Below are 26,597 nucleotides of genomic sequence, written 5' to 3' on the forward strand. Positions count from 1 at the left end.
AAAGACATGGCAAAAGATAAGAAAAACGCAAAGGAAAATAAGCCTAAATTCAGTCCGTATTGGATTTACGGAATTATAATCGCTCTATTTTTAGGGTTTCAGTTATTTAGTGGTGCTAATTATCAAGAAGGTAATATTACTACGCCATCCGATTTTTTTAAATACTTAAAAGATGGTGATGTAGCTCGTGTTGATATTATAAAAAACACACGCGTTGCAAAGGTTTACCTAACAAAAGACGCTCAAGAAAAAGAGATTCACAAAAATTCTACACCTCAAACATTTATACCATCGGCAACTAAACTGCCAAATTACAAATTTGAATTTGGTGATTTACAGAATTTTGAAAACGAATTAAACACAGCAACCGAAAGTTTAGCGACTAAACCTGTTGTAAAGTTTGATACCGAAACCAATGATTGGAGTAACTTATTAATGGGTATTTTACCTTTTATTTTACTTATTGGTGTTTGGGTATTTATAATGCGTAGAATGTCTGGAGGTGCCGGTGGCGGAGCAGGCGGACAAATTTTCAACATAGGAAAATCTAAAGCAAAACTTTTTGACGAAAATACCGAAGTTAAAACAACCTTTAAAGATGTTGCTGGTTTAGAAGGGGCTAAAGAAGAAGTACAAGAAATTGTGGACTTCCTTAAATTTCCTGAAAAATACACAACCTTAGGTGGTAAAATACCTAAAGGAGCCTTATTAGTAGGCCCTCCAGGAACAGGTAAAACCTTATTAGCAAAAGCAGTTGCAGGTGAAGCTAAAGTGCCGTTTTTCTCATTATCGGGTTCCGATTTTGTTGAAATGTTTGTTGGTGTTGGTGCTTCTCGTGTTCGTGATTTATTTAAACAAGCCAAGGAGAAATCACCTTCAATTATTTTTATAGATGAAATTGATGCCATTGGCCGTGCTAGAGGTAAAAATGCTATGTCTGGAAGTAATGATGAACGTGAAAACACGCTAAACCAGTTATTAACTGAAATGGATGGTTTTGGAACCAATACAAATGTAATTGTTATTGCTGCAACCAACAGAGCGGATATTTTAGATAAAGCTTTAATGCGTGCAGGACGTTTTGATAGACAAATTTTTGTTGATTTACCAGATGTTCGTGAACGTAAAGAGATTTTTGAAGTGCACTTACGTCCTTTAAAAAAAGAACCAGGATTAGATTTAGATTTCTTATCGAAACAAACACCAGGATTTTCTGGAGCTGACATAGCCAATGTTTGTAACGAAGCCGCTTTAATCGCAGCTAGAAATGGAAAAAAAGCTGTTGATAAACAAGACTTCTTAGACGCCGTAGATAGAATTATTGGTGGTTTAGAGAAGAAAAACAAAATAATAACACCTAGTGAAAAACGGGCAGTAGCATTCCATGAAGCTGGTCATGCTACCGTAAGTTGGATGCTAGAGCATGCCGCACCGCTTGTTAAGGTAACTATTGTACCTCGTGGTCGCTCTTTAGGAGCTGCATGGTATTTACCAGAAGAGCGCTTAATTGTTCGTCCAGAACAAATGCTAGACGAAATGTGTGCTGCTCTTGGTGGTCGTGCTGCAGAAAAAGTGATTTTCGATAAAATTTCTACTGGTGCTTTAAGTGATTTAGAAAAAGTAACCAAACAAGCAAGAGCTATGGTTACTATCTATGGTTTAAGTGACAAAGTAGGAAACTTAACGTATTATGATTCTGGCCAAAGCGAGTATGGTTTCACAAAACCTTATAGTGAGCAAACGGCAGAATTAATAGATAATGAAATTTCAGCCATTATTGAAAAACAATATCAACGTGCCATTGCATTACTAGAAGAAAACAAAGATAAACTTACAGAACTTGCAGAAGTATTGCTTGAAAAAGAAGTTATTTTTAAAGATAATTTAGAAAAAATATTTGGTGAGCGTACTTTTATTAAAGAAGAACCAATAAGCAAGCCAGATATTATTTCCTAAAAAACTGTTAAGCTTAAACAAAAATCTTAAATTAATCGTATGGTTAATTTAAGATTTTTTATATTTGAGGAATCTCTCAAAAAAAACAGTTAATTGCACCCAGCTAAATGAGTCTTTTCAGAAAAATTTTTGGTTTAAAAGCTGATAAATCAGACGATGAACTGAAATCCGCAGACCGTGGCAGATATATGCCGGAAGTTAAGCTACCAATAGATGAAAGGTTTACAATAAACTTTAAAGCTAATGGCGGAAAATTCTTGTATTGTGAAAATTTATCTGAAGTTTTTCAAAACTTTCAAAATATTATAGAAGAAAACGATTGGGACTCAAAAAAAGTATTGCTTCTAGATTCCAACTTAAAAGATAAGTTTAAAAATTCCGACTTAAAATCTACTAAAGTAATAAGCGAATCCACATACTTTTTAACAACTTGTGAAAATCTTATTGCTAACGATGGATCGCTACTTATATCTTCAAACCAAATATTTGAGAAAAAACTTAACGAGCTACCTCTAAATTTTGTTGTATTTGGTACTACTAGCCAAATGGTGGAGAATATTGGCGAAGGGTTAAGAGGTATTAAATCTAAAAATCGACAAAAAATACCGACCAATATTACTACTATAAAGCAGTTTAAAGCTCAAGACGATAAAGACTTTTTAAGCTATGGTAGCAGTGCAAAAAACCTATACCTTTTACTTTTAGAAGATCTATAAACTTAATTGTTTATGATCGAACCCATAATTGCACAAAAGCGAACTGTTATGTATATTACGTGTGTCTTTATAAAAAACCATAATTAAAAGCACATGAAAGAAACCCTTACCCGATCCTTTTCAGGCTTGCTTTACGTTGTAATACTTATAACCTGCTTATGGTTTGAGCAATCTATTACGGTACTTTTGTTTGTTTTTGGTTTAATCAGCATGAATGAATTCTTGAAATTGATTCAGTTTAAAAGCAAAATTCCATATTTCATCTTTATCTTAATTTATGGATTAATAGCATATGTTAAACATTTTAAAATTGAACTTATAGCGGTTAATGAATTTATTAGAATCTTTATCGTGCTCACCGTTTTTGTTCTACTTTTTTTAATAAGAGATTTATTTTCAAGAAAAACAATACCGCTTTTTAGCTCAAAACGCTATTTGCTAACCACTTTCTATATAACAAGTGGGTTTTCATTCTTATTTTTAATTGCTCATTATTTCGAAAACTATAACCCTAATATATTATTAGGCGCTTTTATTCTCGTTTGGGTAAACGATACATTTGCCTATTTGGTTGGTAAAAACTTCGGAAAACAGAAGCTTTTTGAAAAAATTTCACCTAAAAAAACAGTCGAAGGTTTTTTAGGTGGCTTATTTTTCGCGTGTATAGCAAGTTTTTTTATAGCAAGTTGTACAAATACTTTAAACTCGACATATTGGCTTATATTGAGCATAATAATAAGCGTAACAGGTACTTTAGGCGATTTAATAGAATCTAAATTTAAGCGTCAGGCTCAAGTAAAAGATAGCGGAACTATAATGCCTGGCCATGGAGGTCTACTAGATCGATTAGATAGTATTATATTTGCAGCACCATTTATATATTTGTTTTTAAGAATTTTGCACTATGTTTCATAAAGAAGGAAATAAAATTATAGTAATCACGCTTGTTTTAGTCGTGGCCATGTTTTTATTAATTGATAATTTTATAGATATCTCATGGCTTAGAATTTCGCTAATGCTTATTGTATTGGCTTTTTTAATAATAATACTTCAATTTTTTAGAAACCCAAAACGCTTAACAGCGGCAAACGCAAAAACCGTAGTATCTCCTGTAGATGGCAAAGTTGTAGTAATAGAAGAAGTTTTTGAAAAAGAATTTTTTAACGAAAAACGTCTGCAAGTTAGCGTATTTATGTCTCCAATAAATGTGCACGTTACGCGTTATCCTATTGCTGGAAATGTTATTTTTAGTAAATATCATCCTGGCAAATTTTTGGTTGCATGGCACCCAAAAGCAAGTGAAGAAAACGAGCGCACAACCGTAGTTGTAGAAAATGAAACTTACGGGCAAGTATTGTACCGACAAATAGCAGGCGCATTGGCAAAGCGTATTGTAAACTATGCTAAAGTAGATGACAAAGCCACACAAGGTGCAGACTCAGGTTTTATCAAATTTGGTTCAAGAGTCGATTTATTCTTACCATTAGACACTAAAATAAAAGTAGAACTTAATCAAAAAGTTCGCGGTGGCGAAAGCATTATAGCAGAAGTTAATGATTAGTAAAGAACTAGAAATAAAATTTGAAGACGCCGTAAATCGGGTAAATGCTCACACAGAGCCTTTTCCTGCCGATACGCTTTTGAAGTTATACGCCTATTACAAAAAAGCTACTAACGACTATAGCCGACCAAAAAGCAAAAAGCCTATTATAAATGCTTTTAAAACAAATGCTTTATTTCAGGTGAAGAATATAAGCGAAAGTGAAGCTATGGAAACGTACATTGAACTTGTAGATAATTATTTTTTATATCGCGAGTAGTATTCGGTTATTTTTTTCTAGCTGATAACGGCTAAACATCTACATAGAATTCACCAACACAGCAGGTGTTACATGGAGCATACTGGTTTAATTAACAAGAATTTCATAGCGATTTTCATTTATTACTTTACTTTACAAAATCTTTTTTAAGCTATTTTAAGCTGTAAGGAGGGATATCTAGGCATAGATATATATTCAACTTAAAAAAAGCATAACTTACGATTACTAAAATTAAAAAGGATGTTTTGAATTAATCAAAACATCCTTTTTTTTAAATATATTTATAATTTCTAACCGTTATGCTAAACTCGCTAAACTCGCTTTTAAAGTTTCAATTTTAGCTAAAGCATCGGCTTCTTTTTTCTTTTCTGAAGCCACAACTTGTTCTGGTGCTCCGGCTACAAAACGCTCGTTAGAAAGCTTTTTCTGCACAGATTTAAGGAAACCTTCAGTATAACTTAATTCTTCGGTAAGCTTTTTAATTTCGGCCTCTACATCAATAGCGCCATCCATAGGTATAAAATACTCGTTAGATTTTACCCTAAAAGTTAATGCGCCTTCTACAGGTTCTTTAACATACTCTAAAGTCTCTAAATTACCTAGTTTTGAGATAACCTCATCAAAGGTAGTATCGATATCTTCATTATTAATTACAGAAAAACCAATAGCGTCTTTAAAAGCTATATTTTTTTCTTTTCTAATGGTTCTAATTCCCGAAATAACTTCTGAAGCAAATTCAAACTTAGAAATTAATTGCTCGTTTATAGGTTTGGCTTCTGGCCATTTTGCAACAATTAAAGCATCTTCCGGAGCCCTTTCAGAAATATACTGCCAAATATCCTCCGTTAGAAACGGCATAAATGGATGTAATATTTTTAAATTATCTTCAAAACTAGCCATCACCTTTTTGTAAGTAATTGCATCAATTGGTTGTTGGTAAGCTGGTTTCACAATCTCTAACAGCCATCCACAGAAATCATCGTAAATTAATTTATAAATAGCCATTAAAGCATCGCTTAAACGGTATTTACTAAAATGATCTTCGATTTCTACTAAAGCTGCATGAAATTTAGCTTCATACCATTCTAAAGCAATTTTACTAGAGCTTGGCTGCACAATACTATCACTTATTTCCCAAAGGTTAGTTAAATTGAAAGCATTCCATATTTTATTTCCAAAACCTTTACCCTGTTGGCAAAGTGTTTCATCAAACATTAAATCATTTCCGGCTGCCGAACTTAATAAAAGCCCCACACGAACTCCATCGGCACTATATTGCTCAATAAGTTTTAAAGCATCAGGAGAGTTCCCTAAACTTTTACTCATTTTTCGGCGTTGCTTATCACGAACTAAACCTGTTAAGTATACGTTGTTAAATGGTTTTTCATCTTTATACTCGTAACCAGCAATTATCATTCTAGCTACCCAAAAGAATAAAATATCTGGACCAGTAACCAAATCATTGGTTGGGTAGTAATATTTTATTTCTTCGTTTTCTGGATTTCTTATACCATCAAATACAGACATTGGCCATAACCAAGATGAAAACCAAGTATCTAATGCGTCGGTATCCTGACGTAAATCTGCTGTTGTTAAAGTAGCATTACCTGTTATTTCTTGAGTTTTTTCTAGTGCAGATTCTATATTTTCGGCAACTACAAAATCTTCTTTTCCATCACCATAGAAATAGGCTGGAATTTGTTGTCCCCAAAGTAACTGACGAGAAATATTCCAGTCACGAATATTTTCCATCCAGTGGCGGTATGTATTTTCAAATTTCTTTGGAAATAATTTCACCTCAGCATTTTCGCCTAAAACGGCTTCAATGGCTGGTTTTACTAATTCTTCCATTTTAAGAAACCATTGATCACTTAAGCGTGGTTCTATAACGGCTTTTGTTCTTTCAGAAGTACCTACTTTGTTAATGTGCGTTTCTGTTTTTACTAAAACACCTAAAGCTTCCAATTCTTTTGATACTGATTTTCTTGCTACAAAACGATCTTGACCTTCAAATTGTAAACCAAAACTGTTTAAAGAAGCATCTTCATTAAAAATATCAATAACCTCTAAATTGTGCTTATCTCCTAAAACCTTATCATTTTCATCGTGTGCAGGCGTTACTTTTAAACAACCGGTACCAAATTCTAGATCCACATACTCATCTTCAATAATAGGAATTACTCTACCACTTATTGGAACGATTGCTTTTTTTCCACGCAAGTGAACAAAGCGCTCATCGTTAGGATTAATACAAATTGCTGAATCTCCAAAAATAGTTTCAGGCCTTGTAGTTGCAATGGTTAACACATCATCACTACCTTCTATTTTATAATTGATATAATATAAATTTCCTTGACGCTCTTCATGAATAACCTCTTCATCAGAAAGTGTTGTTTTAGCCTCAGGATCCCAATTCACCATACGGTAACCACGATAGATAAGTCCTTTTTCATGTAAATCAATAAAAACTTTTATTACAGCTTCCGACATATCGTCGTCCATAGTAAATTTTGTTCTATCCCAATCGCAAGAACAACCCAGTTTTTTTAACTGCTCTAGAATTACGCCACCATATTCATGCGTCCATTCCCAAGCGTGTTCTAAAAACTCTTCTCTTGTTAAATCGTTTTTATCAATACCCTGCTCCTTTAACTTAGCAACAACTTTTGCTTCTGTAGCAATAGATGCATGATCGGTTCCAGGAACCCAGCAAGCATTTTTACCCAATAAACGCGCACGACGTATTAGAACATCTTGAATAGTATTATTTAGCATATGCCCCATATGCAAGACGCCAGTAACGTTTGGTGGCGGAATTACAATGGTGTAAGGTTCTCTATGATCTGGTGTTGAATGAAAATAATTATTTTTCATCCAGTAATCATACCACTTACTTTCTACCTGACTTGCATCATATTTTGATGGAATTTGCATACTTTGGAATAGTTTTTGAATATTGAATTGCAAAAGTACTTATATTTCTTTTTCTGTGAAAGCAATAAGCCGTATTGAAAAAACATTTAAGTCAAATATGCTTTACCATTTTAAATGGTTTGAATTAAAAGACGTACGTACTTTTGCACAAGTTAAATATGTTAATAAACATGTAATACATCCATTATTTTTGCAGATGATGGAAAAAGTGAGTATGTTTGACTTGATTTTAGAATTATTAACAATAAAACATTCTAAATTTTGGAATGATAATTGTAACCTATATAATATTAAATAACAAAATCATGAAACAAATTATTACAATTTTATTTATCGGACTAGTAAGCTTTTCGGTAAATGCACAGGCTAAAATTGAGTTTAAATCGGATACTATCGATTATGGTACTATTGAAAAAGGATCGAACGGTGTTCGCGAATTCGAGTTTACTAATACGGGAAACGAACCTCTGATTGTATCTAAAGTATCATCAAGTTGTGGTTGTACTATTCCAAAAAAACCAGACGCTCCAATTATGCCAGGAAAAACAGGTGTAATTGAAGTAAAGTATGACACAAACCGTGTTAACCCTATTAGAAAAACAATTACTGTAATTTCTAATGCAGATACACCAACAGTTGCTTTAAAAATTAAAGGTTTAGTTGTAAACGCTACAGATGCCGAAGGTGTTTTACAGAAAAAAGACAAGAGTATTGTTGCTCAATAAGCATTATTATAATTTTAAAAAAGGCTTAAAATCTTGAGATTTTAAGCCTTTTTTTATTTAAGCATATTTACTAATTTAAAACTATAAGATAGAATGGTATCATCTCTTTCAATTTTTAACTTAATGCGTTTACCGTGTTCATCATAAAATAGCGCCATTAAATCTTGTAAAGCAAATTGATGTGCTGGCTTATTATTTACACTTAAAATAGTATCGCCTATTTGTAACCCTGCACTATACGCGGGCGAATCTTTGCGCAACTCCAATATTACATAAGCAGGCTTTAGTTTGAGTTTATAAGTTGGACTATAAACAATTTTAGTATTATCGTCCGGTAGTCTACTTTTATTTTTACCTGTTGTTGATATAAAACCTGTATCATCTTTTACCAGCCGTACACCATTATGCCCCAGTTCTATTCCACTTTTATTATACCTAAAGGGTGCATTAAAAAACTTGTTTCGTTTAAGGTTTATTATTGCTTCCCGATAATTGAAAACAATGTTAAAGCGTTTCAAAATATTTCCAGAAACACTACCATGACGCTCCTTGTGGTTTAATGCATGACCGATTGAAGTTGTATCAGGAAATGCTACGTTAGGTTTTTTAATTATGAATTTATTTAAACGAAATGCTTCTATTTTAGACCGCTTTCCATAAACACTACCACTTAAGCCATGACCTAAAAAATCTTGAAAAAATGGACGATTAGAAGTAATCCCAATGGATTGATTCTCAAACAACCAAAGCGCATCACTACCACCAGAATCTATAAGCATTTTTACAAGAATATGGTTATTATCGATATTAACTTCACCATTTATGTAAGGCTTATTATTATAAAACTCTAGGTTTAGATTCACGCAAGCGCTACAAGACTTACGCTTATAGTCCTGTTGATTAATAAGCCTTAAAAAGCGCCTAGTGTAATTAATTTCTACAACTAAATCTTTAAACAAATCGTAGCCAATAATACCATGTATAGGCACCCCGAGTTTATGGCTAAAGTTTAAACTAGAATCTAATATGGCATATAAATCTTGATTAATATTGATAGCATCACCAATTCTAAAAATATTATTCTTAGACCTTAAAGCTAGCATAGGCTCTCCTTCACCTAAACCTCTTAACATTATCTTTTCTGTTTTTTTTATCTTTAAAGAATCCGATATGTTTAAAAAATTAAAAACAATAGGCTTACTTACGCCTGTATCAAGCAAAAAAGATAAGGTCACTCCGTTAATTTCAACGGGAATAATTATTAAGTTATTAATGAGGTTAAATTTTATTTTATCGGCACCTTTTTTACTGTTTACAATAAATTTGCCTTGAGAATAGCAAACACTGCTACTCAAAACATAAAAAATCATAACATAAAACACCTTTTTCATATAGAATAAAAACTAATATCTAACAATTTACTAAACATTATCATAAGTCCCGTATTAAAGCCTTGTTTTAAAAAATATCTAGGATTATTTTTGCAACTTTGCAAGTAAACACATATAAATGCCAACAATATCTAAAAAAGGGCTGTTAATGCCTGAGTCTCCAATCCGTAAGTTAGTTCCTTATGCAGAAGCTGCAATTAAAAAAGGAAAAACAATCTACCATTTAAATATTGGACAACCAGATATTAAAACTCCCGATGTCGCCCTAGAAGCCGTTAAAAACAATACCTTAAAAACTATTGAATATTCTAGGTCACAAGGTTCGGATACCTACAGAGAAAAACTTGCCGGCTATTATGCCAAACATCAAATTAATGTAACGCTAGACGACATTGTAGTAACTACAGGAGCGAGTGAGGCTTTACAGTTTTTATTTAGTAGTGTTATGAATCCTGGAGATGAAGTCATTATTCCAGAACCATTTTATGCTAACTACAATGCTTTTTCTATAGCTAGTGGTGTAAAAGTGGTACCTGCCGTTTGCTCGATTGATAATAATTTTGCGTTACCGACTATAGCTGCTTTCGAAAAATTAATTACCCCAAAAACCAAAGCGATATTAATTTGCAACCCAGGTAACCCTACAGGTTACTTATACTCTAAAGAGGAAATTAACAAACTCGCAAGTATTGTAATAGAACACGACTTGTACCTAATTGCCGACGAGGTTTACAGGGAATTTGTTTATGATGGCCATACTCACTATTCTGTTTTACAAGAAAAAGGTGTAGATGAACATGCTATAATAGTCGATTCGGTATCTAAAAGATATAGTATGTGTGGCGCTCGTGTGGGCTGTTTAGTTTCCAAAAACAAAGCTGTTATGCATACGGTTTTAAAATTTGCTCAAGCAAGACTGAGTCCTCCCACTTATGCTCAAATTGCAAGCGAAGCCGCTTTAGAAACACCACAAAGTTATTTTGATGATGTTATTGAAGAATATGTTGGAAGAAGAAACACTTTAATTAACGAATTACAAAAAATTGAAGGCCTTAAAGTAGCAAAACCTAAAGGCGCATTTTATTGTATTGTTGAATTACCGGTAAAAGATTCCGATCACTTTGCTAAATGGCTATTAGAATCTTTTGATGTTGATGGAGAAACCGTTATGGTAGCTCCCGCAGCTGGTTTTTACTCTACTCCAGGAGTTGGTTTAAACCAAATACGTATTGCTTACGTACTTAAAAAGGAAAGCCTAATAAAAGCTGTACACATTTTAAAACAAGCTTTAAAAGTTTATAAAGATTAGTGCCAGTGCAAATATTGAATAATATATCCTTAAAACCATATAATACGTTTGGAATTAATGCCGTTGCAAAACATTTCACTTCGGTATCATCTATTAGTGATTTAAAAGCTGTTTTAGCTTTAGAAAACCACCCAAACAAGCTTATATTAGGCGGTGGTAGCAACTTGTTACTTACCAAGGATTATGAAGGTTTGGCTCTTCATATTAATCTAAAAGGAATTGAAATAATTTCTGAAGATAATAATACCGCCATCGTAAAAGCACAAGCCGGCGAAAACTGGCATGAGTTTGTATTGTGGTGCTTATCACATAATTTTGGAGGTCTTGAAAACCTTTCGCTAATACCGGGAAATGTTGGCACCACACCTATACAAAACATTGGTGCTTATGGTGTTGAAATAAAAGATACTTTTGAATCTTGTGAAGCCATAAATTTAAAAACTCTAAACTTTGAAAGTTTCACAAAGGAAGACTGTAATTTTGGCTATCGCAACTCCACCTTCAAACAAGAAAACAAAGGAAAATACATTATTACTAGTGTATGCTTTAAGCTGTCGAAAACAAACCACGCACTAAACTTTAATTACGGTACAATTGCTAATGAGCTTGAAAATAACGGTATTAAACAACCAACTATTCAAGATATTTCCAAAGCCGTAATTGCTATACGCCAAAGTAAATTACCAGATCCTAAAGAAATTGGTAATAGTGGTAGTTTTTTTAAAAACCCTGTAATATCTAAATTAGAGTTTAACCAATTACTAAAAAACTTCCCGAACGCACCTAGCTATCCAATATCAGACCACGAAGTTAAAGTTCCTGCAGGTTGGTTAATTGAAAAATCGGGCTTCAAAGGAAAACAATTTGGCAATTATGGCGTTCATAAAAAGCAAGCTTTGGTTTTAGTAAACTATGGAGAAGCAAAAGGCTCGGATATTTTTAAACTCTCAAAACTCATCCAAAAAACGGTGAAACGACTTTTTAATATTTCAATTGAAGCCGAAGTAAACATCTTATAATTAAAAGACAATCCTAACTTTGGTATATTTGCATATCATTAAACCAACTTTATATTGATTTCAGCTATAGAAAAAGACATAGTTTATTTATTAGAACGTGGTGATAAAAAAGCTATTACACTATTGTATGAGAATTATGCGGACTCTCTATACGGCGTAATACAGAAAATTATTAGTGACGAAGATACGGCTCAAGATGTTCTACAAGAAACGTTTGTTAAAATTTGGCGCTATGCTAAAAAGTACGATTCTAGCAAAGCCAAACTATTTACATGGCTGTATCGTATAGCATACAATACGGCTATAGACAAAGTAAGATCCTTAAAAAATAAAACAAACAAAGAAGTCCAGATAGAAACTTCAACCGTATATAAAATAACTACGAACCAACTAAATGACGATGTTTTAGATATTCAAAAACATCTAAGTACTTTAGAAGAAAAGTATCAAATTGTAATAAACGCCCTCTTTTTTGAAGGCATGACCCAGCAAGAAGCTAGCGAAGAACTTGACATTCCGCTAGGTACTATAAAATCGAGATTAAAAATTGGATTACGAGAATTGAAAAAAATCTACAATCCTTAAAATTATTAACGTCATGAATGAAAAAATAACCCTTTTTTTAAATTCTGGCCTATTAGAAAAATATCTAATTGGTGACACAACTTCTGTAGAAACAGAAAAAGTGGAGTCTTTTATTTCAAAATACCCAGATGTACAGAATGCCTACAACAGCTTGCAACATAACTTAGAAATTGTTACAAAAACAAATGCTGTAGAAGCGCCTAAATTTATTTTAGACAATATTTTAGACGAACTAGACGAGAAACCGGTAGTAAATTTAAACGCTAAAAAGAAATACAAAGCATGGTACAAGTACACCATTGCAGCTAGTCTTATAGCTTTTGTTTTTGCAGGAACCTCGTACTCGTTTTACAATCAAAATCTAAAGCTTTCTAAAGAAAACCAGGTGGTTGTGGATGAAATATTTGACCTAAGAGGTGATATCGAGAAAAACAATATAATGCTTGATAATGTAATGAGGCAACTTTTAAAACTTAACAACCCAGAAACAGAAAAGTATATCATTTCTGGTAATGAGCGTGCTAAAGACTTAAAAACAGTAGCCTACATTAACCCTAAGGAAAAAACATCTATGATTGATGTAGTATCTTTACCAAAATTACCCGAAGAGCAATGCTACCAAATTTGGGCAGACTTACAAGGCGAAATGGTAAGCTTAGGTATTCTCAATGAAACAGATCGTAAATTAATGAATTTACCTTATGCAGAAAATGCATTAGCTTTAAATATAACTATAGAGCCAAAAGGTGGTAACACTGTTGCCTCTGTTGAAAACTCTGTTGCCGAAATTACTTTACATTAAGTACCTGCTTTAGCAACACGTAAACTAAACTAAAATTAAAAGCCTCATTTATAAATAAATGAGGCTTTCTTGCTATTAATAAACTTCTTATACAACTCTACACGAATTGCTAATCGGGCTTATTCTTGTTTATTCTTTATCGAATAATGCTTTATGTATAAATCCAGCAACAATAGCACCCGCAATTGGAGCTACCCAAAACAACCAAAGTTGTCCAGTGAACTCTGCGCCAGCAAATAAGGCCTGGCTAGTAGAACGTGCAGGATTTACAGATGTATTTGTAATTGGAATACTTATTAAATGAATTAAGGTTAAACCTAAACCAATAGCTATTGGAGCAAAACCTTTTGGTGCTCTAGAGTTTGTACTTCCTAAAATAATTAAAAGGAAAAACATTGTTAATAAAAACTCTGCTATTAACGCAGCAACCATAGAATAACCATCTGGAGATAAATTACCATAACCATTAGCTGCAAAACCTCCTACAGTTTCAAAACCTGCTTTATTACTAACTATTAAGTATAAAGCTCCAGCCGCAGCAACAGCCCCTATTAATTGCGAAACAACGTAACCTATTAAATTTTTGGCCTCAAACTTTCCGCCAGCCCAAAGACCAATAGAAACAGCTGGATTAAAATGCCCTCCAGAAATATGTCCAACCGCATAAGCCATAGTTAACACTGTTAATCCAAATGCTAAAGCAACCCCAGCAAAGCCAATTCCTAATTCTGGATAAGCCGCTGCAAAAATAGCACTACCGCAACCTCCAAAAACCAGCCAAAATGTTCCAAAAAACTCTGCAAATAATTTCTTCATAATTAATATTTTAATTCGTTAATAAAACATAAACAGCTGTTTACTCACATTTTAGACACTATATTTTTCGTTAAGTCACAATTCGTTAATTATCACTTCCGTTTTTAAAGGTTAAAATCATATCTTTGTAAACTATTTTGTTACAAGGTTGAAAAAGCTGTGTTTTTGTAATTTTACTAAACCAATTTCGACTTATTTTAAAATTAAAATCTCATTTTTATTATGAAACTTTTACTAATAACTGTTGTATTGTTAGGACTTGGTATTGCGGGAATTGCCATTAAATTATGGGCAAAAAAAGACGGTAAATTTGCCGGAACTTGTGCGAGCCAAAACCCAATGCTTAATAAAGAAGGTGAAGCTTGTGGTTTTTGCGGAAAAACGCCAGACCAGTATGCCGATTGTAGCGAACCTCAACATTCTTAAAATTTAATGGTTATACTTGATTTGTTACTCTACGCATTTACTGCTGTAGTCTTTATTCAAGTGGTTTATTATCTTTTTATTTTCGGAAGTTTTGCTTTTCTGAAACAAAAAAAACCATCTTCTAAAAAAATTCCGGTTTCGGTTATTGTTTGTGCTAAAAACGAAGCTCAAAATTTAAAAACTTTTATTCCTTCAATAATAGAGCAAGACTATCCTGAATTTGAAATTGTTTTAATTAATGATGGATCTCATGATGAAACCTTAGATGTTATTGAAGAATTCTCAAAAACACATAACAATATAAAGATTGTTAATGTAAAAAATATTGAAGCCTTTTGGGGAAATAAAAAATACGCATTAACACTAGGTATTAAAGCCTCTAAACACGATTACCTTTTATTTACCGATGCCGATTGTAAACCAGTTTCTAAATATTGGATAAAAGACATGAGTGCTCACTTCAACGATAAAAAATCTATTGTTTTAGGTTACGGTGGCTACTCTAAGGTAAAATATTCATTTTTAAATAAACTTATCCGTTTTGAAACGGTTATGACCGCTGTTCAATATTTTTCTTTTGCAAAAATTGGTTTGCCTTACATGGGTGTTGGCCGAAATTTAGCGTATACAAAAGCAGAATTTTTTAATGCCAACGGGTTTATTCAGCATATAAAAATACGCTCTGGTGATGACGATTTATTTATAAATCAAGTAGCAAATTCTAAAAACACAGCCATTAGTTTCTCTAACAACAGTTTTACTACTTCTGTTCCTAAATCTAGTTATAAAGCTTGGTATAAACAAAAAAGGCGTCATGTTTCAACAGCGCAATTATACAAAACGAAACATAAAATATTATTGGGCTTGTTCTATTTATCTAATGTTTCATTTTGGTTGTTAGCTATCACTCTTTCAATCACCATGTATAGCTGGCACATAGCTCTAGGTTTATTTTTGCTTCGATTAAGCTCTCAATACCTTATTTTAGGTTTTTCATCAAAAAAACTAAAAGAAGTTGATGTTTTACTTTTACTTCCTATTTTAGAAATTTCACTTATTCTTTTTCAATTCGCTATATTTATAAACAACTTAATCTCAAAACCTAATTTTTGGAAATAAACGAAGCGATAAAACGAGCAAAGTCTAACGACCAAAAAGCCTTTAATTTCTTATTAAATTTGTATTGGGACGATGTTTATGGCTTTCAGTTAAAACGTATTCAGAATGAAAATGATGCGGAAGATGTTACCATCCAAACTTTTTCTCGAGCTTTTGATAGAATTGAAACTTTCGATGAAAAATACACCTTTAAAACTTGGTTAATTACCATTTCAAAAAACATTCATATTGATTTGCTTCGGAAGGAAAAAAACTCGATTACCCAAGTTATTTCTAATACCGATAAAAAAGCATTTCAAGTTTTAGACGAGTCGCCCTCTCCTGAAGATATACTTATAACCGAGCAACATTTAGCCAAACTATTACGCGATATTAAAAAGTTAAAACCCCATTATCAAGAAATTATTAACCTCCGCTATTTTCAAGAGTTAAGCTATAAAGAAATCTCGAAACAGCTAAACGAACCTATGAATAATGTAAAAGTTAAACTTTTGCGTGCAAAAAAACTACTTGCAGAAATTATTCAAGATAAGTAAACAAGGCTACTTTTTATAGAATACTTCGTATCTTTGCATTCTACATTTTATAAATATGAATAGCGAAACAATTTCAAATATACTACCAGAACGTCAAGCTAAACCAAAGTGGCTTCGTGTTAAGCTTCCTACTGGAAAAAAATACACAGAATTACGTGGTTTAGTAGATAAGTACAGCCTAAATACTATTTGCACCTCAGGTAGCTGCCCAAACATGGGGGAATGCTGGGGAGAAGGCACTGCTACGTTTATGATATTAGGTAATGTTTGTACACGTTCTTGCGGATTTTGTGGCGTAAAAACGGGACGTCCTGAAACTGTAGATTGGGATGAACCTGAAAAAGTATCTCGCTCTATCAAGATCATGAAGATTAAACATGCCGTTTTAACAAGTGTTGACCGTGATGATTTAAAAGACATGGGCAGCATTATGTGGAGTGAAACCGTAAAAGCGGTACGAAGAATGAATCCTGAAACAACTTTAGAGACTTTAATACCAGATTTTCAGGGTATAGAACAACATATTGATAGAATTATTGATGTTGCTCCAGAAGTGGTATCACACAACATAGAAACCGTAAGACGCTTAACACGTGAAGTACGTATACAAGCCAAATACGACCGTAGTATGGGAGTTTTAAAATACTTAAAACAACAAGGACAACGCAGAACAAAATCTGGTATTATGCTTGGCTTAGGTGAAACTCGTGAAGAAGTTATTGAAACATTACACGACCTTAAAGCGAATGACGTAGATGTAGTTACTATTGGACAATACTTACAGCCAAGTAAAAAACACCTACCTGTTAAACAGTTTATAAATCCAGATCAATTTAAAGAATACGAAGAAATTGGATTGGAATTAGGTTTCCGTCATGTTGAAAGTAGCGCGCTTGTAAGATCTTCTTATAAAGCTCAAAAACATATTAATTAAGCATGATTAATGTTGCAATTAATGGCTTTGGAAGAATAGGACGCCGTGTTTTTAGATTACTTCAAAATAACGATAATATAAAAGTTGTTGCCATAAACGACCTAGCCGATACTAAAACCCTTAGTCATCTACTAAAGTACGATAGTGTTCATGGCAGATTTAACGGTACAGTCTCTTCCGACGAAAACCATATTATAGTTAACGCCGAGAAGGTTGCGCTTTTAAATGAAAACCATCCAAAACACATTAACTGGAAACCATTTAATGTAGATTACGTTATTGAATCTACGGGTAAATTTAAAACAATTCCCGAATTACAATACCATCTAAAAAACGGTGCAAAAAAAGTTATTTTAAGTGTACCACCTATAGAAGATGATATAAAAACTATAGTACTTGGAGTTAACGGCGATAGTATTGATGGCTCTGAAACTATAATATCCAATGCGTCTTGTACAACAAATAACGCCGCACCCATGATTGATATTATAAATAAACTTTGTGGTATTAATCAGGCTTATATAACAACGGTACACTCCTATACTACCGACCAAAGCTTGCACGATCAACCTCATCGCGATTTGCGACGATCCCGAGCGGCAAGCCAATCCATTGTGCCCACAACAACGGGAGCAGCAAAAGCCTTAACAAAAATTTTTCCAGAACTAGCAAACGTTATTGGTGGTTGTGGTATTCGCGTACCTGTTATTAATGGTTCATTAACCGATATTACATTTAATGTAAAACGTACTGTTTCTATAGACGAAATTAATAAAGCCTTCAAAGATGCTGCTAACACCAACTATAAAGGTGTTTTAGAATATACTGAAGACCCTATAGTTTCTATTGATATTGTAGGCAATCCACATTCATGTATCTTCGATTCACAAATGACATCTGTTATAGGCAACATGGTAAAAATAATTGGTTGGTATGATAATGAAACAGGATATTCATCAAGAATAATAGACTTAATATGTAATTTATCAGCAAAAAAATGTACTTTGTCGAAGTAAAATTTTATATTTGATGGTAACCACATATTTATGTTCAAAATAAAACCCTTTTTAATCGCTCTATTGGTGCTGTTTAGTGTTTTAGGTTGGTCTCAACAAACCATAGAAAACGACCCTGAACTTATTCAAAACAATATAGATCACTATATAAAGCAAGCTCAGTCTGCACTAGAAACTCACAATACTTATGATGCTCTTAAAAGTTTAGACGATGCTTTGGTATTAGCTGAAAAAACAGAAGACCAACAGAGTAAAGGTCTTATCTATTCTTTTAAAGGGCGTTTAGAACTTATTTTAGAGCAACCTGATAAAGCCATAATTTCTCTTAACAAAGCTATAGAAATTCAACGCATAAGTAAAGACGATGTTAATTTAGCACGTTCATTTAAAATTTTAGGTGAAGTTTTTATTAAAAAGGAAGATTATAACCAGGCTTTAGACTATTTTATTTCTGCAAAAACATTATTTCAGCAATCTCAGCTAGAACCTAAACTCGCACAAACACTACTTTTAGAAGGTAAAACATACATGCTTCTAGAGAACTATAACAAGGCCAGAACCACATTAGAACAAGCGCTAGCATTAGCACGAAAAAACGATCTTTTAAATACCGAAAGCGAAACTTTAGTAAACCAAGGTATTGTTTACAGCAAGTTGCACGATTATAAGCATGGTTTAGATGCAAGCTCAGAAGGTCTTAAAATAGCAAAGGCCAACAATTTTATTAATAGTAAAAACCTAGCATATAAGGTACTTAGTGATATTTCCTACGCTACAAACGATTATAAAACATCGAGAGATTATTTAGTTTTACATACCAAATTATCAGACTCAATTCGAGGTTTTAAAGATAATTTAGCGAAGGGACAAGTTAACCAACCCTTACTAAATAATATGAGTGAGGAACTAGATCAGGTTAACAAAAAGCTTGCAAAAAAAGAAGCCGAAAACAGCCTTAATACTTTAATTTCAATATTAAGCGTTGCCTTAATTACAATACTTTCATTACTAACATTATCGCTTTACAAAAACAATAATATTCGTTTAAAAACGAACAATATGCTTCATAAAAAAAATGGAGAACTTATTCTTGCGAAAGAAAAAGCAGAGTTAGCTTCTAAAACTAAAGCAAACTTTTTATCTACCGTAACCCATGAGCTGCGCACACCGCTTTACGCAGTTACAGGTTTAAGCAACATGCTACTAGAAGAAAACCCAAAACCAGAACAAGTACAGCACTTAAAGTCGCTTAAATTCTCTGGAGATTACCTATTAACTTTTATAAACGATATACTCCAAATTAATAAAATTGAGGCAAATAAAGTAGATTTGGAACCAGAACCTTTCAACTTAAATAAAAAAATAAACAATATTGTCTTGGCCTTAAAAAATTCGGCAGAAGACAATAATGTCAATATACATTTTGAATACGATAAAGATTTACCAGAAAACTTTATTGCTGATCAATTAAAAATATCTCAAATCCTTATCAACCTTGTAGGTAACTCCATCAAATTCACAAAAGATGGTGATATATGGATTCGTGTTTACAAAATAGACCAAGTCGATAAAATTTATACGCTTCGCTTTGAAATAGAAGACAATGGTATTGGAATAACTCAGGAAAAACAGGATCATATGTTTGAAAGCTTCTCACAAGGCTCCATACAAATAAACAGAAAATATGGTGGTACAGGGTTAGGGTTATCGATTGTAAAAGGTTTAATTGAAATTTTAAAAGGACAAATTTACCTAAAAAGTGAATTAGGAAAAGGAACTACCTTTTATTTCGAAATCCCAATTGAGTTTAGCGCGATAAAAGAAGCAGCTGAAACAAAAGCAGATTATTTTGAAGGTAATAGAGATGAACTAGATTTAAAAAGTGTGAAAATATTAGTAGTTGAAGACAACAAAATTAACCAAATGATTACCAAAAAGATCTTAACTAAAATGGATCTGCATTGTGAAATTACAGATAATGGTGAAGATGCTGTAGAAAAAATAAAAGCCAACAATTACAACATTATTCTAATGGATATCCACATGCCAGGTATAAGTGGTATCGAGGCTACTAAACGTATAAGAATGTTTGACAAAGACTTAACCATTTTTGCGCTTACAGCGGTAACTATTGAAGACAAAATGCATGAGTTTGATGAGGCTGGATTTACGGATATTATCCCGAAACCGTTTAAACAAGATGAGTTTGAAAAGAAACTTTACAACGCTTTAGCCGCTAAAAAGAACATATCTCCAACCGCTTAAGCCTCTACGTATGCTTTAATAAGACTACTAAATTTAGAAGCCCTATCTACAGTAATGCTTATTGGTAAATAAAACAGTTTGCTTTTTAAAACCTCGTAATCTTTAAGGCGCATAAAATCTTTTTCGGTAGTTACTATCAATTCTTTTTTGCTCAATTCTGCAATATCTACAGGTGTAAAATTATGATGATCATTAAAATTTAAATGTTCAAACTTTAAGTTTTTACTTTCAAGAAAATCAGTTAACGGCCTAGGGTTTGCAATTCCGGTAACTAAAGAAAATGTTTTTAAAGCTTCTAATTCTATAGTTTTTTCAGCAGAGATTAAAGTATTGGCATACGTTATACTACTAAAAAAAACATGTTGATTTTTATCAGGATTAATTCGCTCCAAAAACATGTTTTTATCTATTTCAGGTAAATAACTCGGGCATTTTGTAACAACAATAATATGCGCTCGATTTGCTCCCGATATCGGTTCACGCAAATTTCCTGTTGGCAAAACATAATCCTTAAAATAGGGATTATCATAAGTAGTAAGTAAAATATTAAAACCAGCTTTCACCTTTCGGTGCTGATACGCATCATCCAACAAAATAACATTTGGAGAATTCGGTAAATTCATTAACTGCTCAATACCATTTTGTCTATCGGCATCTACAGCAACTAAAATATCTTCTTTAAATTTATTATAAAATTGAAAAGGCTCATCACCAATTGTTTCCGCGGAAGCGTTTTTATCTCCTAGTTGAAAACCTTTAGATTTCCGCTTATAACCACGACTTAAAGTCGCTACTTTATATTCATTTTTAAGTATTGTAATTAAGTGCTCAATCATGGGGGTTTTCCCCGTTCCACCGACACTTAAATTACCAACACAAATTACAGGCGTGCTATAAGATTTAGATTTTTTAATACCCAAATCGAATAATTTGTTCCGTAACCAAGTTGCCAAATAATAAAAAGGCATAATCGGAAACAATATGTATCTCAAAATTTTCATCACCACGAAAGTAATTATTTTATCTTTGATGTAAAATTTATTTCAATATGATCATTCAAGACGTTATAAATCACTTAGAGCAACTGGCACCATTAGCTTATGCTGAAGATTTTGACAACGTAGGCCTTTTGGTTGGAGATAAAAACTCGAAACTTACGGGTGTTTTAGTAACACTAGACACGCTAGAAGCTGTTGTAGACGAAGCCATAGAGCAAAATTGCAACCTTATTGTAAGCTTCCATCCTATTATTTTTAAAGGTCTAAAAAAAATAACTGGTAAAAATTATGTAGAGCGCGTGGTTTTAAAAGCCATAAAAAATGATATTGCTATTTACAGCATGCACACGGCGCTCGATAATGCGCAACAAGGTGTAAACCATATTATTTGCGAACAATTACAACTTAAAAACCAACACATTTTAATACCACAGAGTGCAACCATAAAAAAGCTCAGCACTTACGTACCTAAAAACGAAGCGAACCAACTACGTGATGCTTTATTTGCTGTAGGCGCAGGTGCCATTGGTAATTACAACCATTGTAGTTTTAACGTAGAAGGTTATGGCACTTATAATGGTAACGAAAACGCTAACCCAACTATTGGCGAAAAAGGCAAAACGCACACCGAAGACGAAACAAAAATCACGGTAACTTTTGCTAAACATTTAGAATCTAAAATAATAGACACCTTATTTAAAACACATTCTTACGAAGAGGTTGCTTACGAAATAACAACTTTAGATAATAAAAATCAAAATATTGGCATGGGTATGGTTGGCGAATTTGCCGAAGCCATGGACCAAACTGATTTTTTACAACATTTAAAAACAAAAATGAATACTAGCGCCATTCGTCACTCCTCATTTTTAAACAAAAAAATTAAAAAAGTAGCCGTTTTAGGAGGCTCGGGAAGCTTTGCGATTAATAATGCTAAAGCAGCTGGTGCAGATGCTTTTATAACTGCAGATTTAAAATATCACGACTTTTTTATGGCCGAAAACAGCATTCTTTTGTCCGATATAGGGCATTATGAAAGCGAGCAGTTCACAAAAAACCTTTTAGTAGCGTATCTTACAAAAAAAATCACTAATTTTGCCATCATTTTATCAAAGACAAATACCAATCCTGTTAAGTATTTTTAAAGTATGGCTAAAAAGAAAGAAGTAACTGTTGAAGACCGCTTAAGAGCTTTATACGATTTACAACTCATAGATTCTCGTATAGACGAGATTAGAAATGTTCGTGGAGAACTTCCTTTAGAAGTTCGTGATTTAGAAGATGAAGTTGCCGGATTAAATATAAGATTAGAAAAACTTGTTTCAAGTTTAGAAGTTATAGACAACGACATCACTGGAAAGAAAAATTTAATGGAAGAAGCAAAATCTTTGATTAAAAAGTACAGCGAACAACAAAAAAACGTTAGAAATAATCGTGAATTCAACTCTTTAACAAAAGAAGTTGAGTTTCAAGAATTAGAAATTGAATTGGCAGAAAAGCACATTAGAGAATTTAAGGTGCAAATCGAGCAAAAGAAACAAGTCATTTCTGAAACTAAAGAGCGTTTAAAAGAACGTCAAAACCACTTAAAGCACAAGAAAAATGAGCTTGACGCTATTTTAAGTGAAACAGAAAAAGAAGAACAAGCTTTGTTCCAAAAATCTGAAGATTACAAAACACAAATCGAAGAGCGCTTGGTTTCTGCTTATAACCGTATTCGCAAAAACGTGAAAAATGGTTTAGCTGTTGTACCAATTGAAAGAGGTGCATCTGGAGGATCGTTTTTTACAATTCCACCACAAGTACAAGTAGAAATTGCTTCTCGTAAAAAAGTAATTACTGATGAGCACAGTGGACGTATATTAGTAGATGCTGCACTTGCAGAAGAGCAAAAAGCTAAAATGGAAAAAATGTTTTCAAAACTTTAATCCATTTCCAACACATAAAAAAAGCCTTTAGTTAATCTAGAGGCTTTTTTTTTATACCTATATTTTTAGCGATCCCTTCAGGCCGGGCTTTACACTAAAGTTTTGGCTCGATGCACGCCTCGCCAAAAGCTATCGTTTCAATCCCTATCGCGGTACACCTTACCAAGAACAATATTAAATGCCAACTATAGCCATGTTTAAAATTTTTCTGGCAAAATATTTTTATATAATTCCTTTTAAGTTTTTATAACTTTATGCGTCTAAAGCATTAGAAAAAACATATCTCATGAAACATATTATTCCAATACTAGCAATATCACTCTTTTTTAGCTGTCAAAATACAGCGCAAAACAAACAACAGCAGCTAGAAGTGCAAAATGCAGACCCAATAGAAGTGCCTATAAAAAACGGAAAAGCACGCGCTTACTTTGCAAGCGGATGTTTCTGGTGTGTAGAAGCCATTTACGAAAGCGTAAAAGGCGTAGACGAGTCTATTTCTGGCTATTCTGGAGGTTACACTACAAAACCCACATACGCAGCAAGTAATACCGGCAAAACAGGTCATGCTGAAGCCGTAGAAATTATTTACGATCCAGAAGTTGTTAGTTTTGAAACTTTAGTCGATGTTTATTTTGCATCACAGAATGTAACTCAGGTTAATGGCCAAGGAAACGATCGTGGTTCTCAATACCGTTCAATTCTTTTTTATCAAAATGAAGCACAGAAGCAAATTATCTTAAAAAAGAAAGCAGCTCTTGCCGAAAAACTAAATGTAAAAATTGCGGCCGAAGTTTATCCGTTCCAAAAATTTTGGATCGCCGAAGATTACCACCAAAATTACGAGCGTTTACATCCTGAAAATCCTTACATTCAAAATGTATCTGTACCAAGATTAAACAGATTTAAAGCTAAATTTCCGAAGGAGCTATTAAAAGCCTCTCATTAATTTTATATCTAGACTAAATTTTTAGTAAAACTCAAAACTTTAAAATGAGAATACATCATCATCTTTTAGCAATAGTATGCAGTATTACAGTTTTTGCTTGTAACGATAAGAAAAAAGAGGTGGTAACACCTTCTCCTCAAGAAGAAGTAAAAACACCTGTAAAACCCGCTTCAAAAGCAGAAGTTATTTTAAACCAAGCCATAGAGGCTCATGGTGGCGATCTATATAATTCGGCCAATTACAGCTTTATTTTTAGAGACAATACATATCATTTTAAAAATGATAACCAAAATTACGAGTATACCAAGATTTCAAAAAAGGACAACAACGTAACTACCGATGTTCTTAAAAATGGTAAACTTTATAGAACCGTTAATGGAGATACCGTAAGCCTAAACGAAAAACAAATTAAAGAGGCAACTGGTGGTATAAATTCTGTTTTTTACTTTGCCACATTACCACATAAACTAAATGATGCCTCTGTAAATAAAACGTACGTAGGCCACATAACAATTAAAGAAAAAAACTATGCTATTTTAGGCATAACATTTAATCAAGAAGGTGGTGGAGAAGATTTTGACGACCAATACCGCTACTGGATAAATACCGAAACAAAAAAAATAGATTACTTAGCTTATAACTATTCCGTTAATAATGGAGGTGTTCGTTTTAGAGCAGCTTACAACAAACGGGTTGTAGATGGTATTACTTTTCAAGACTACACAAATTACGAAGCTGAAGTAGGTACGCCATTAGACCAGCTTCCAGAACTTTTTGAAGCTGGAAAACTAAAGGAATTATCTAAAATTAAAACAGAGGATATTATTAATTTATCGACTAAATAATATTCTAAAACCAAAAAACAGACAGACTTGTCTGTTTTTTGGTTTTTTTATCTATATTTGCACTATGAAACATTCTGAGGTAAAAAATAGAATCATTGAAACGGCTTCGTTCTTATTTTATAAAAACGGCTATAATTCCACGGGAATCAATGAAATTATTTCAGAAGCAGGTATTGCAAAAGCAACGCTTTACAATCATTTTAAATCTAAGGAAGAAATTTGCTTAGCGTATCTTAAGTTTAAAAACACCAGTTTCATTCAAGATGTAGAAGATTTTACAACATCGAAACCAAAAGGTAAAGCTCAAGTTTTAGCTATTTTCGATTTTCTCGAACTCTTTTTTAGAGATAAAGATTTTAACGGTTGTTGGTGTATTAAAACCGTTTCTGAAATTCCGAAAGACAACGAAATTATAAGAACAGAAATTCAATCACAAAAGCATAGTTTTATTGATTTAATATCAAAACTTATTACAAACAATTTAGAAAATGTAAAAGAAGCGCAAGTTAAATCTCTTGCCAGACAAATATACTTACTCTACGAAGGTGCTGTTGGCGAAAGTCATTTACACCAAGAAGATTGGCCAATAAAAGAAACAAAACAACTGTGTTCGCAGATCATATCTTAAAAAAATTTACACAAACAAAGACAGACTTGTCTGTTCAATTTTAGACTTTAAAAAATAAATAACATGAAAGAATTCGAAAACAAAGTAGCCTTAGTAATTGGCGGAACAAGTGGTATTGGTAACGCAACAGCAAATAGCTTATTAGAAGGTGGTGCAACTGTGCATATTGTAGGTAGAAATATTAACAAAGTAGCAGATGCCCCAAACTTAATTAAACATGCCGTAAACATTTCTAACACAGAAGAAGTAGATACACTAGTGTCTAAAATTTCAGAGTTAGAAAATTTAGATTTTCTAGTAAATGCTTCTGGTATTTTTGGCCCAAAACCATTTTTAGACCATACTATGGAAGATTACAACTCTTATTTAGATTTAAATAGAGGGTTCTTTTTCATCACTCAAAGTGCTGCTAAAAAAATGAAAGCTACTCAAGGTGGTTCTATTGTAAACGTAGGCTCTATGTGGGCAAAACAAGCCGTAAAAGCAACACCATCTACAGCATATTCTATGCAAAAAGCTGGTTTACATTCTTTAACACAACATTTAGCCATGGAATTAGCAGAAGATAACATCCGTGTTAATGCCGTATCTCCAGCTTTAGTAAACACACCTGTTTATCATGACGTTTTTGGAGGTAAAGAAGCTGCTGCAGAAGCATTGGTTGGCTTTAATGGTTTTCACCCTATTGGACGTTTTGGAGAATCTCAAGATGTAGCAAATAGTATTGTATTCTTACTTTCAGACAAAGCATCATGGGTTACAGGCGCCATTTGGGATACCGATGGTGGTGTTATGGCTGGTAGAAACTAAAAACATATCATGATAAAGCCATAGTTCGCAAAACACAAAGTGCTATGGCTTTTTATTTCATTTTAATTTAAAT

General features: G+C 33.0%; 26 protein-coding genes. 22 read left to right on the forward strand and 4 right to left on the reverse strand.

The window, feature by feature from the left end; translation table 11 throughout:
* Window positions 1-6 precede the first annotated feature (6 nt).
* The 5 genes from ftsH (at window position 7) to ACJJV4_RS00805 (ending at window position 4,492) form a co-directional block, all read left to right on the forward strand.
* The gene (gene ftsH, locus ACJJV4_RS00785) at window positions 7-1,956 is read left to right on the forward strand and encodes an ATP-dependent zinc metalloprotease FtsH (RefSeq protein WP_405291134.1); all 1,950 of its coding nucleotides are present in this window, start codon (window positions 7-9) and stop codon (window positions 1,954-1,956) included.
* Window positions 1,957-2,063: 107 nt separating this feature from the next.
* On the forward strand, window positions 2,064-2,672 hold the full coding sequence (locus ACJJV4_RS00790; RefSeq protein WP_405291136.1) for an LUD domain-containing protein: 609 nt from the start codon (window positions 2,064-2,066) through the stop codon (window positions 2,670-2,672).
* Between the two features lie 93 nt (window positions 2,673-2,765).
* Window positions 2,766-3,587: a phosphatidate cytidylyltransferase gene (locus tag ACJJV4_RS00795; protein ID WP_405291138.1), complete on the forward strand. Its 822-nt coding sequence runs from the start codon at window positions 2,766-2,768 to the stop codon at window positions 3,585-3,587.
* Complete coding sequence (locus ACJJV4_RS00800) at window positions 3,577-4,233, forward strand: phosphatidylserine decarboxylase family protein (protein ID WP_304406482.1); 657 nt, start codon at window positions 3,577-3,579, stop codon at window positions 4,231-4,233. Before ACJJV4_RS00795 ends, ACJJV4_RS00800 begins: the two co-directional genes overlap by 11 nt.
* On the forward strand, window positions 4,226-4,492 hold the full coding sequence (locus ACJJV4_RS00805) for an acyl-CoA-binding protein (protein ID WP_304406484.1): 267 nt from the start codon (window positions 4,226-4,228) through the stop codon (window positions 4,490-4,492). Before ACJJV4_RS00800 ends, ACJJV4_RS00805 begins: the two co-directional genes overlap by 8 nt.
* 297 nt (window positions 4,493-4,789) lie before the next feature.
* Here ACJJV4_RS00805 and ACJJV4_RS00810 read toward each other — a convergent pair whose 3' ends face one another.
* Window positions 4,790-7,426 (reverse strand): valine--tRNA ligase, encoded by a 2,637-nt coding sequence (locus ACJJV4_RS00810; RefSeq protein ID WP_405291141.1) that lies wholly within the window; start codon window positions 7,424-7,426, stop codon window positions 4,790-4,792.
* A gap of 305 nt (window positions 7,427-7,731) precedes the next feature.
* Here ACJJV4_RS00810 and ACJJV4_RS00815 point away from each other — a divergent pair, with 305 nt between their 5' ends.
* Complete coding sequence (locus ACJJV4_RS00815) at window positions 7,732-8,151, forward strand: DUF1573 domain-containing protein (RefSeq protein ID WP_405291143.1); 420 nt, start codon at window positions 7,732-7,734, stop codon at window positions 8,149-8,151.
* A gap of 53 nt (window positions 8,152-8,204) precedes the next feature.
* Here the strand turns inward: ACJJV4_RS00815 and ACJJV4_RS00820 are convergent, their stop codons facing one another.
* A complete protein-coding gene (locus ACJJV4_RS00820; protein WP_405291145.1) occupies window positions 8,205-9,521 on the reverse strand; it encodes an aspartyl protease family protein in 1,317 nt (438 codons plus the stop codon).
* Between the two features lie 139 nt (window positions 9,522-9,660).
* Here ACJJV4_RS00820 and ACJJV4_RS00825 point away from each other — a divergent pair, with 139 nt between their 5' ends.
* The 4 genes from ACJJV4_RS00825 to ACJJV4_RS00840 are packed head-to-tail and all read left to right on the forward strand — an operon-like array spanning window position 9,661 to window position 13,257.
* Window positions 9,661-10,851: a pyridoxal phosphate-dependent aminotransferase gene (locus ACJJV4_RS00825; RefSeq protein ID WP_405291147.1), complete on the forward strand. Its 1,191-nt coding sequence runs from the start codon at window positions 9,661-9,663 to the stop codon at window positions 10,849-10,851.
* 5 nt (window positions 10,852-10,856) lie between these two features.
* The gene (gene murB / locus ACJJV4_RS00830; RefSeq protein ID WP_405291270.1) at window positions 10,857-11,870 is read left to right on the forward strand and encodes a UDP-N-acetylmuramate dehydrogenase; all 1,014 of its coding nucleotides are present in this window, start codon (window positions 10,857-10,859) and stop codon (window positions 11,868-11,870) included.
* Window positions 11,871-11,924: 54 nt separating this feature from the next.
* On the forward strand, window positions 11,925-12,455 hold the full coding sequence (locus ACJJV4_RS00835; protein WP_405291149.1) for an RNA polymerase sigma factor: 531 nt from the start codon (window positions 11,925-11,927) through the stop codon (window positions 12,453-12,455).
* Window positions 12,456-12,468: 13 nt separating this feature from the next.
* Window positions 12,469-13,257 (forward strand): anti-sigma factor domain-containing protein, encoded by a 789-nt coding sequence (locus tag ACJJV4_RS00840; protein ID WP_405291151.1) that lies wholly within the window; start codon window positions 12,469-12,471, stop codon window positions 13,255-13,257.
* A 129-nt stretch (window positions 13,258-13,386) separates the two neighbouring features.
* On the opposite strand, the gene aqpZ is transcribed toward ACJJV4_RS00840, so the two are convergent.
* Window positions 13,387-14,073, reverse strand: a complete 687-nt coding sequence (gene aqpZ, locus ACJJV4_RS00845) for an aquaporin Z (protein WP_405291153.1) — start codon at window positions 14,071-14,073, stop codon at window positions 13,387-13,389.
* A gap of 222 nt (window positions 14,074-14,295) precedes the next feature.
* Between aqpZ and ACJJV4_RS00850 the strand changes: the two genes are divergently transcribed.
* Genes ACJJV4_RS00850 through ACJJV4_RS00875 form a run of 6 tightly spaced genes read left to right on the forward strand, consistent with a single transcriptional unit; the run spans window position 14,296 to window position 20,369 of the window.
* On the forward strand, window positions 14,296-14,499 hold the full coding sequence (locus ACJJV4_RS00850; RefSeq protein WP_405291155.1) for a membrane or secreted protein: 204 nt from the start codon (window positions 14,296-14,298) through the stop codon (window positions 14,497-14,499).
* A gap of 6 nt (window positions 14,500-14,505) precedes the next feature.
* Entirely contained in the window at window positions 14,506-15,618 is a 1,113-nt protein-coding gene (locus ACJJV4_RS00855; protein WP_405291157.1) for a glycosyltransferase, read from the forward strand.
* Entirely contained in the window at window positions 15,609-16,154 is a 546-nt protein-coding gene (locus tag ACJJV4_RS00860) for an RNA polymerase sigma factor (protein WP_405291159.1), read from the forward strand. Before ACJJV4_RS00855 ends, ACJJV4_RS00860 begins: the two co-directional genes overlap by 10 nt.
* Window positions 16,155-16,209: 55 nt before the next feature.
* A complete protein-coding gene (gene lipA / locus ACJJV4_RS00865) occupies window positions 16,210-17,088 on the forward strand; it encodes a lipoyl synthase (RefSeq protein ID WP_042505717.1) in 879 nt (292 codons plus the stop codon).
* 2 nt (window positions 17,089-17,090) lie between these two features.
* Window positions 17,091-18,104: a type I glyceraldehyde-3-phosphate dehydrogenase gene (gene gap / locus ACJJV4_RS00870; protein ID WP_405291162.1), complete on the forward strand. Its 1,014-nt coding sequence runs from the start codon at window positions 17,091-17,093 to the stop codon at window positions 18,102-18,104.
* Between the two features lie 30 nt (window positions 18,105-18,134).
* Window positions 18,135-20,369, forward strand: a complete 2,235-nt coding sequence (locus ACJJV4_RS00875; RefSeq protein ID WP_405291164.1) for an ATP-binding protein — start codon at window positions 18,135-18,137, stop codon at window positions 20,367-20,369.
* On the opposite strand, the gene lpxK is transcribed toward ACJJV4_RS00875, so the two are convergent.
* Complete coding sequence (lpxK, locus tag ACJJV4_RS00880) at window positions 20,366-21,370, reverse strand: tetraacyldisaccharide 4'-kinase (protein WP_405291166.1); 1,005 nt, start codon at window positions 21,368-21,370, stop codon at window positions 20,366-20,368. The genes ACJJV4_RS00875 and lpxK overlap by 4 nt on opposite strands.
* Window positions 21,371-21,417: 47 nt before the next feature.
* On the opposite strand from lpxK, the gene ACJJV4_RS00885 reads away from it, so the two are divergent.
* The 6 genes from ACJJV4_RS00885 to ACJJV4_RS00910 all read left to right on the forward strand — a co-directional run bounded on the left by ACJJV4_RS00885 (window position 21,418) and on the right by ACJJV4_RS00910 (window position 26,524).
* Window positions 21,418-22,512: a Nif3-like dinuclear metal center hexameric protein gene (locus ACJJV4_RS00885; protein ID WP_405291168.1), complete on the forward strand. Its 1,095-nt coding sequence runs from the start codon at window positions 21,418-21,420 to the stop codon at window positions 22,510-22,512.
* Window positions 22,513-22,515: 3 nt separating this feature from the next.
* Complete coding sequence (locus tag ACJJV4_RS00890; RefSeq protein ID WP_405291170.1) at window positions 22,516-23,295, forward strand: zinc ribbon domain-containing protein; 780 nt, start codon at window positions 22,516-22,518, stop codon at window positions 23,293-23,295.
* 286 nt (window positions 23,296-23,581) lie between these two features.
* On the forward strand, window positions 23,582-24,241 hold the full coding sequence (gene msrA / locus ACJJV4_RS00895; RefSeq protein ID WP_405291172.1) for a peptide-methionine (S)-S-oxide reductase MsrA: 660 nt from the start codon (window positions 23,582-23,584) through the stop codon (window positions 24,239-24,241).
* A gap of 44 nt (window positions 24,242-24,285) precedes the next feature.
* On the forward strand, window positions 24,286-25,086 hold the full coding sequence (locus ACJJV4_RS00900; RefSeq protein ID WP_405291174.1) for a DUF6503 family protein: 801 nt from the start codon (window positions 24,286-24,288) through the stop codon (window positions 25,084-25,086).
* Window positions 25,087-25,150: 64 nt separating this feature from the next.
* Window positions 25,151-25,714, forward strand: coding sequence for a TetR/AcrR family transcriptional regulator (locus ACJJV4_RS00905; RefSeq protein WP_158847413.1), 564 nt, complete (start codon window positions 25,151-25,153; stop codon window positions 25,712-25,714).
* Between the two features lie 63 nt (window positions 25,715-25,777).
* A complete protein-coding gene (locus ACJJV4_RS00910) occupies window positions 25,778-26,524 on the forward strand; it encodes an SDR family NAD(P)-dependent oxidoreductase (RefSeq protein ID WP_405291177.1) in 747 nt (248 codons plus the stop codon).
* Window positions 26,525-26,597 lie beyond the last annotated feature (73 nt).

Source organism: Algibacter sp. Ld11, assembly GCF_045066735.1.
GTDB lineage: Bacteria > Bacteroidota > Bacteroidia > Flavobacteriales > Flavobacteriaceae > Algibacter.

Bases quoted from the DNA above. Each gene is read 5' to 3' on its own strand.
- ftsH (WP_405291134.1), top strand. From the start codon at position 7: ATGGCAAAAGATAAGAAAAACGCAAAGGAAAATAAGCCTAAATTCAGT.
- ACJJV4_RS00790 (WP_405291136.1), top strand. From the start codon at position 2,064: ATGAGTCTTTTCAGAAAAATTTTTGGTTTAAAAGCTGATAAATCAGAC.
- ACJJV4_RS00795 (WP_405291138.1), top strand. From the start codon at position 2,766: ATGAAAGAAACCCTTACCCGATCCTTTTCAGGCTTGCTTTACGTTGTA.
- ACJJV4_RS00800 (WP_304406482.1), top strand. From the start codon at position 3,577: ATGTTTCATAAAGAAGGAAATAAAATTATAGTAATCACGCTTGTTTTA.
- ACJJV4_RS00805 (WP_304406484.1), top strand. From the start codon at position 4,226: ATGATTAGTAAAGAACTAGAAATAAAATTTGAAGACGCCGTAAATCGG.
- ACJJV4_RS00810 (WP_405291141.1), bottom strand. From the start codon at position 7,426: ATGCAAATTCCATCAAAATATGATGCAAGTCAGGTAGAAAGTAAGTGG.
- ACJJV4_RS00815 (WP_405291143.1), top strand. From the start codon at position 7,732: ATGAAACAAATTATTACAATTTTATTTATCGGACTAGTAAGCTTTTCG.
- ACJJV4_RS00820 (WP_405291145.1), bottom strand. From the start codon at position 9,521: ATGATTTTTTATGTTTTGAGTAGCAGTGTTTGCTATTCTCAAGGCAAA.
- ACJJV4_RS00825 (WP_405291147.1), top strand. From the start codon at position 9,661: ATGCCAACAATATCTAAAAAAGGGCTGTTAATGCCTGAGTCTCCAATC.
- ACJJV4_RS00840 (WP_405291151.1), top strand. From the start codon at position 12,469: ATGAATGAAAAAATAACCCTTTTTTTAAATTCTGGCCTATTAGAAAAA.
- aqpZ (WP_405291153.1), bottom strand. From the start codon at position 14,073: ATGAAGAAATTATTTGCAGAGTTTTTTGGAACATTTTGGCTGGTTTTT.
- ACJJV4_RS00850 (WP_405291155.1), top strand. From the start codon at position 14,296: ATGAAACTTTTACTAATAACTGTTGTATTGTTAGGACTTGGTATTGCG.
- ACJJV4_RS00855 (WP_405291157.1), top strand. From the start codon at position 14,506: ATGGTTATACTTGATTTGTTACTCTACGCATTTACTGCTGTAGTCTTT.
- lipA (WP_042505717.1), top strand. From the start codon at position 16,210: ATGAATAGCGAAACAATTTCAAATATACTACCAGAACGTCAAGCTAAA.
- gap (WP_405291162.1), top strand. From the start codon at position 17,091: ATGATTAATGTTGCAATTAATGGCTTTGGAAGAATAGGACGCCGTGTT.
- ACJJV4_RS00875 (WP_405291164.1), top strand. From the start codon at position 18,135: ATGTTCAAAATAAAACCCTTTTTAATCGCTCTATTGGTGCTGTTTAGT.
- lpxK (WP_405291166.1), bottom strand. From the start codon at position 21,370: ATGAAAATTTTGAGATACATATTGTTTCCGATTATGCCTTTTTATTAT.
- ACJJV4_RS00885 (WP_405291168.1), top strand. From the start codon at position 21,418: ATGATCATTCAAGACGTTATAAATCACTTAGAGCAACTGGCACCATTA.
- ACJJV4_RS00890 (WP_405291170.1), top strand. From the start codon at position 22,516: ATGGCTAAAAAGAAAGAAGTAACTGTTGAAGACCGCTTAAGAGCTTTA.
- msrA (WP_405291172.1), top strand. From the start codon at position 23,582: ATGAAACATATTATTCCAATACTAGCAATATCACTCTTTTTTAGCTGT.
- ACJJV4_RS00900 (WP_405291174.1), top strand. From the start codon at position 24,286: ATGAGAATACATCATCATCTTTTAGCAATAGTATGCAGTATTACAGTT.
- ACJJV4_RS00905 (WP_158847413.1), top strand. From the start codon at position 25,151: ATGAAACATTCTGAGGTAAAAAATAGAATCATTGAAACGGCTTCGTTC.
- ACJJV4_RS00910 (WP_405291177.1), top strand. From the start codon at position 25,778: ATGAAAGAATTCGAAAACAAAGTAGCCTTAGTAATTGGCGGAACAAGT.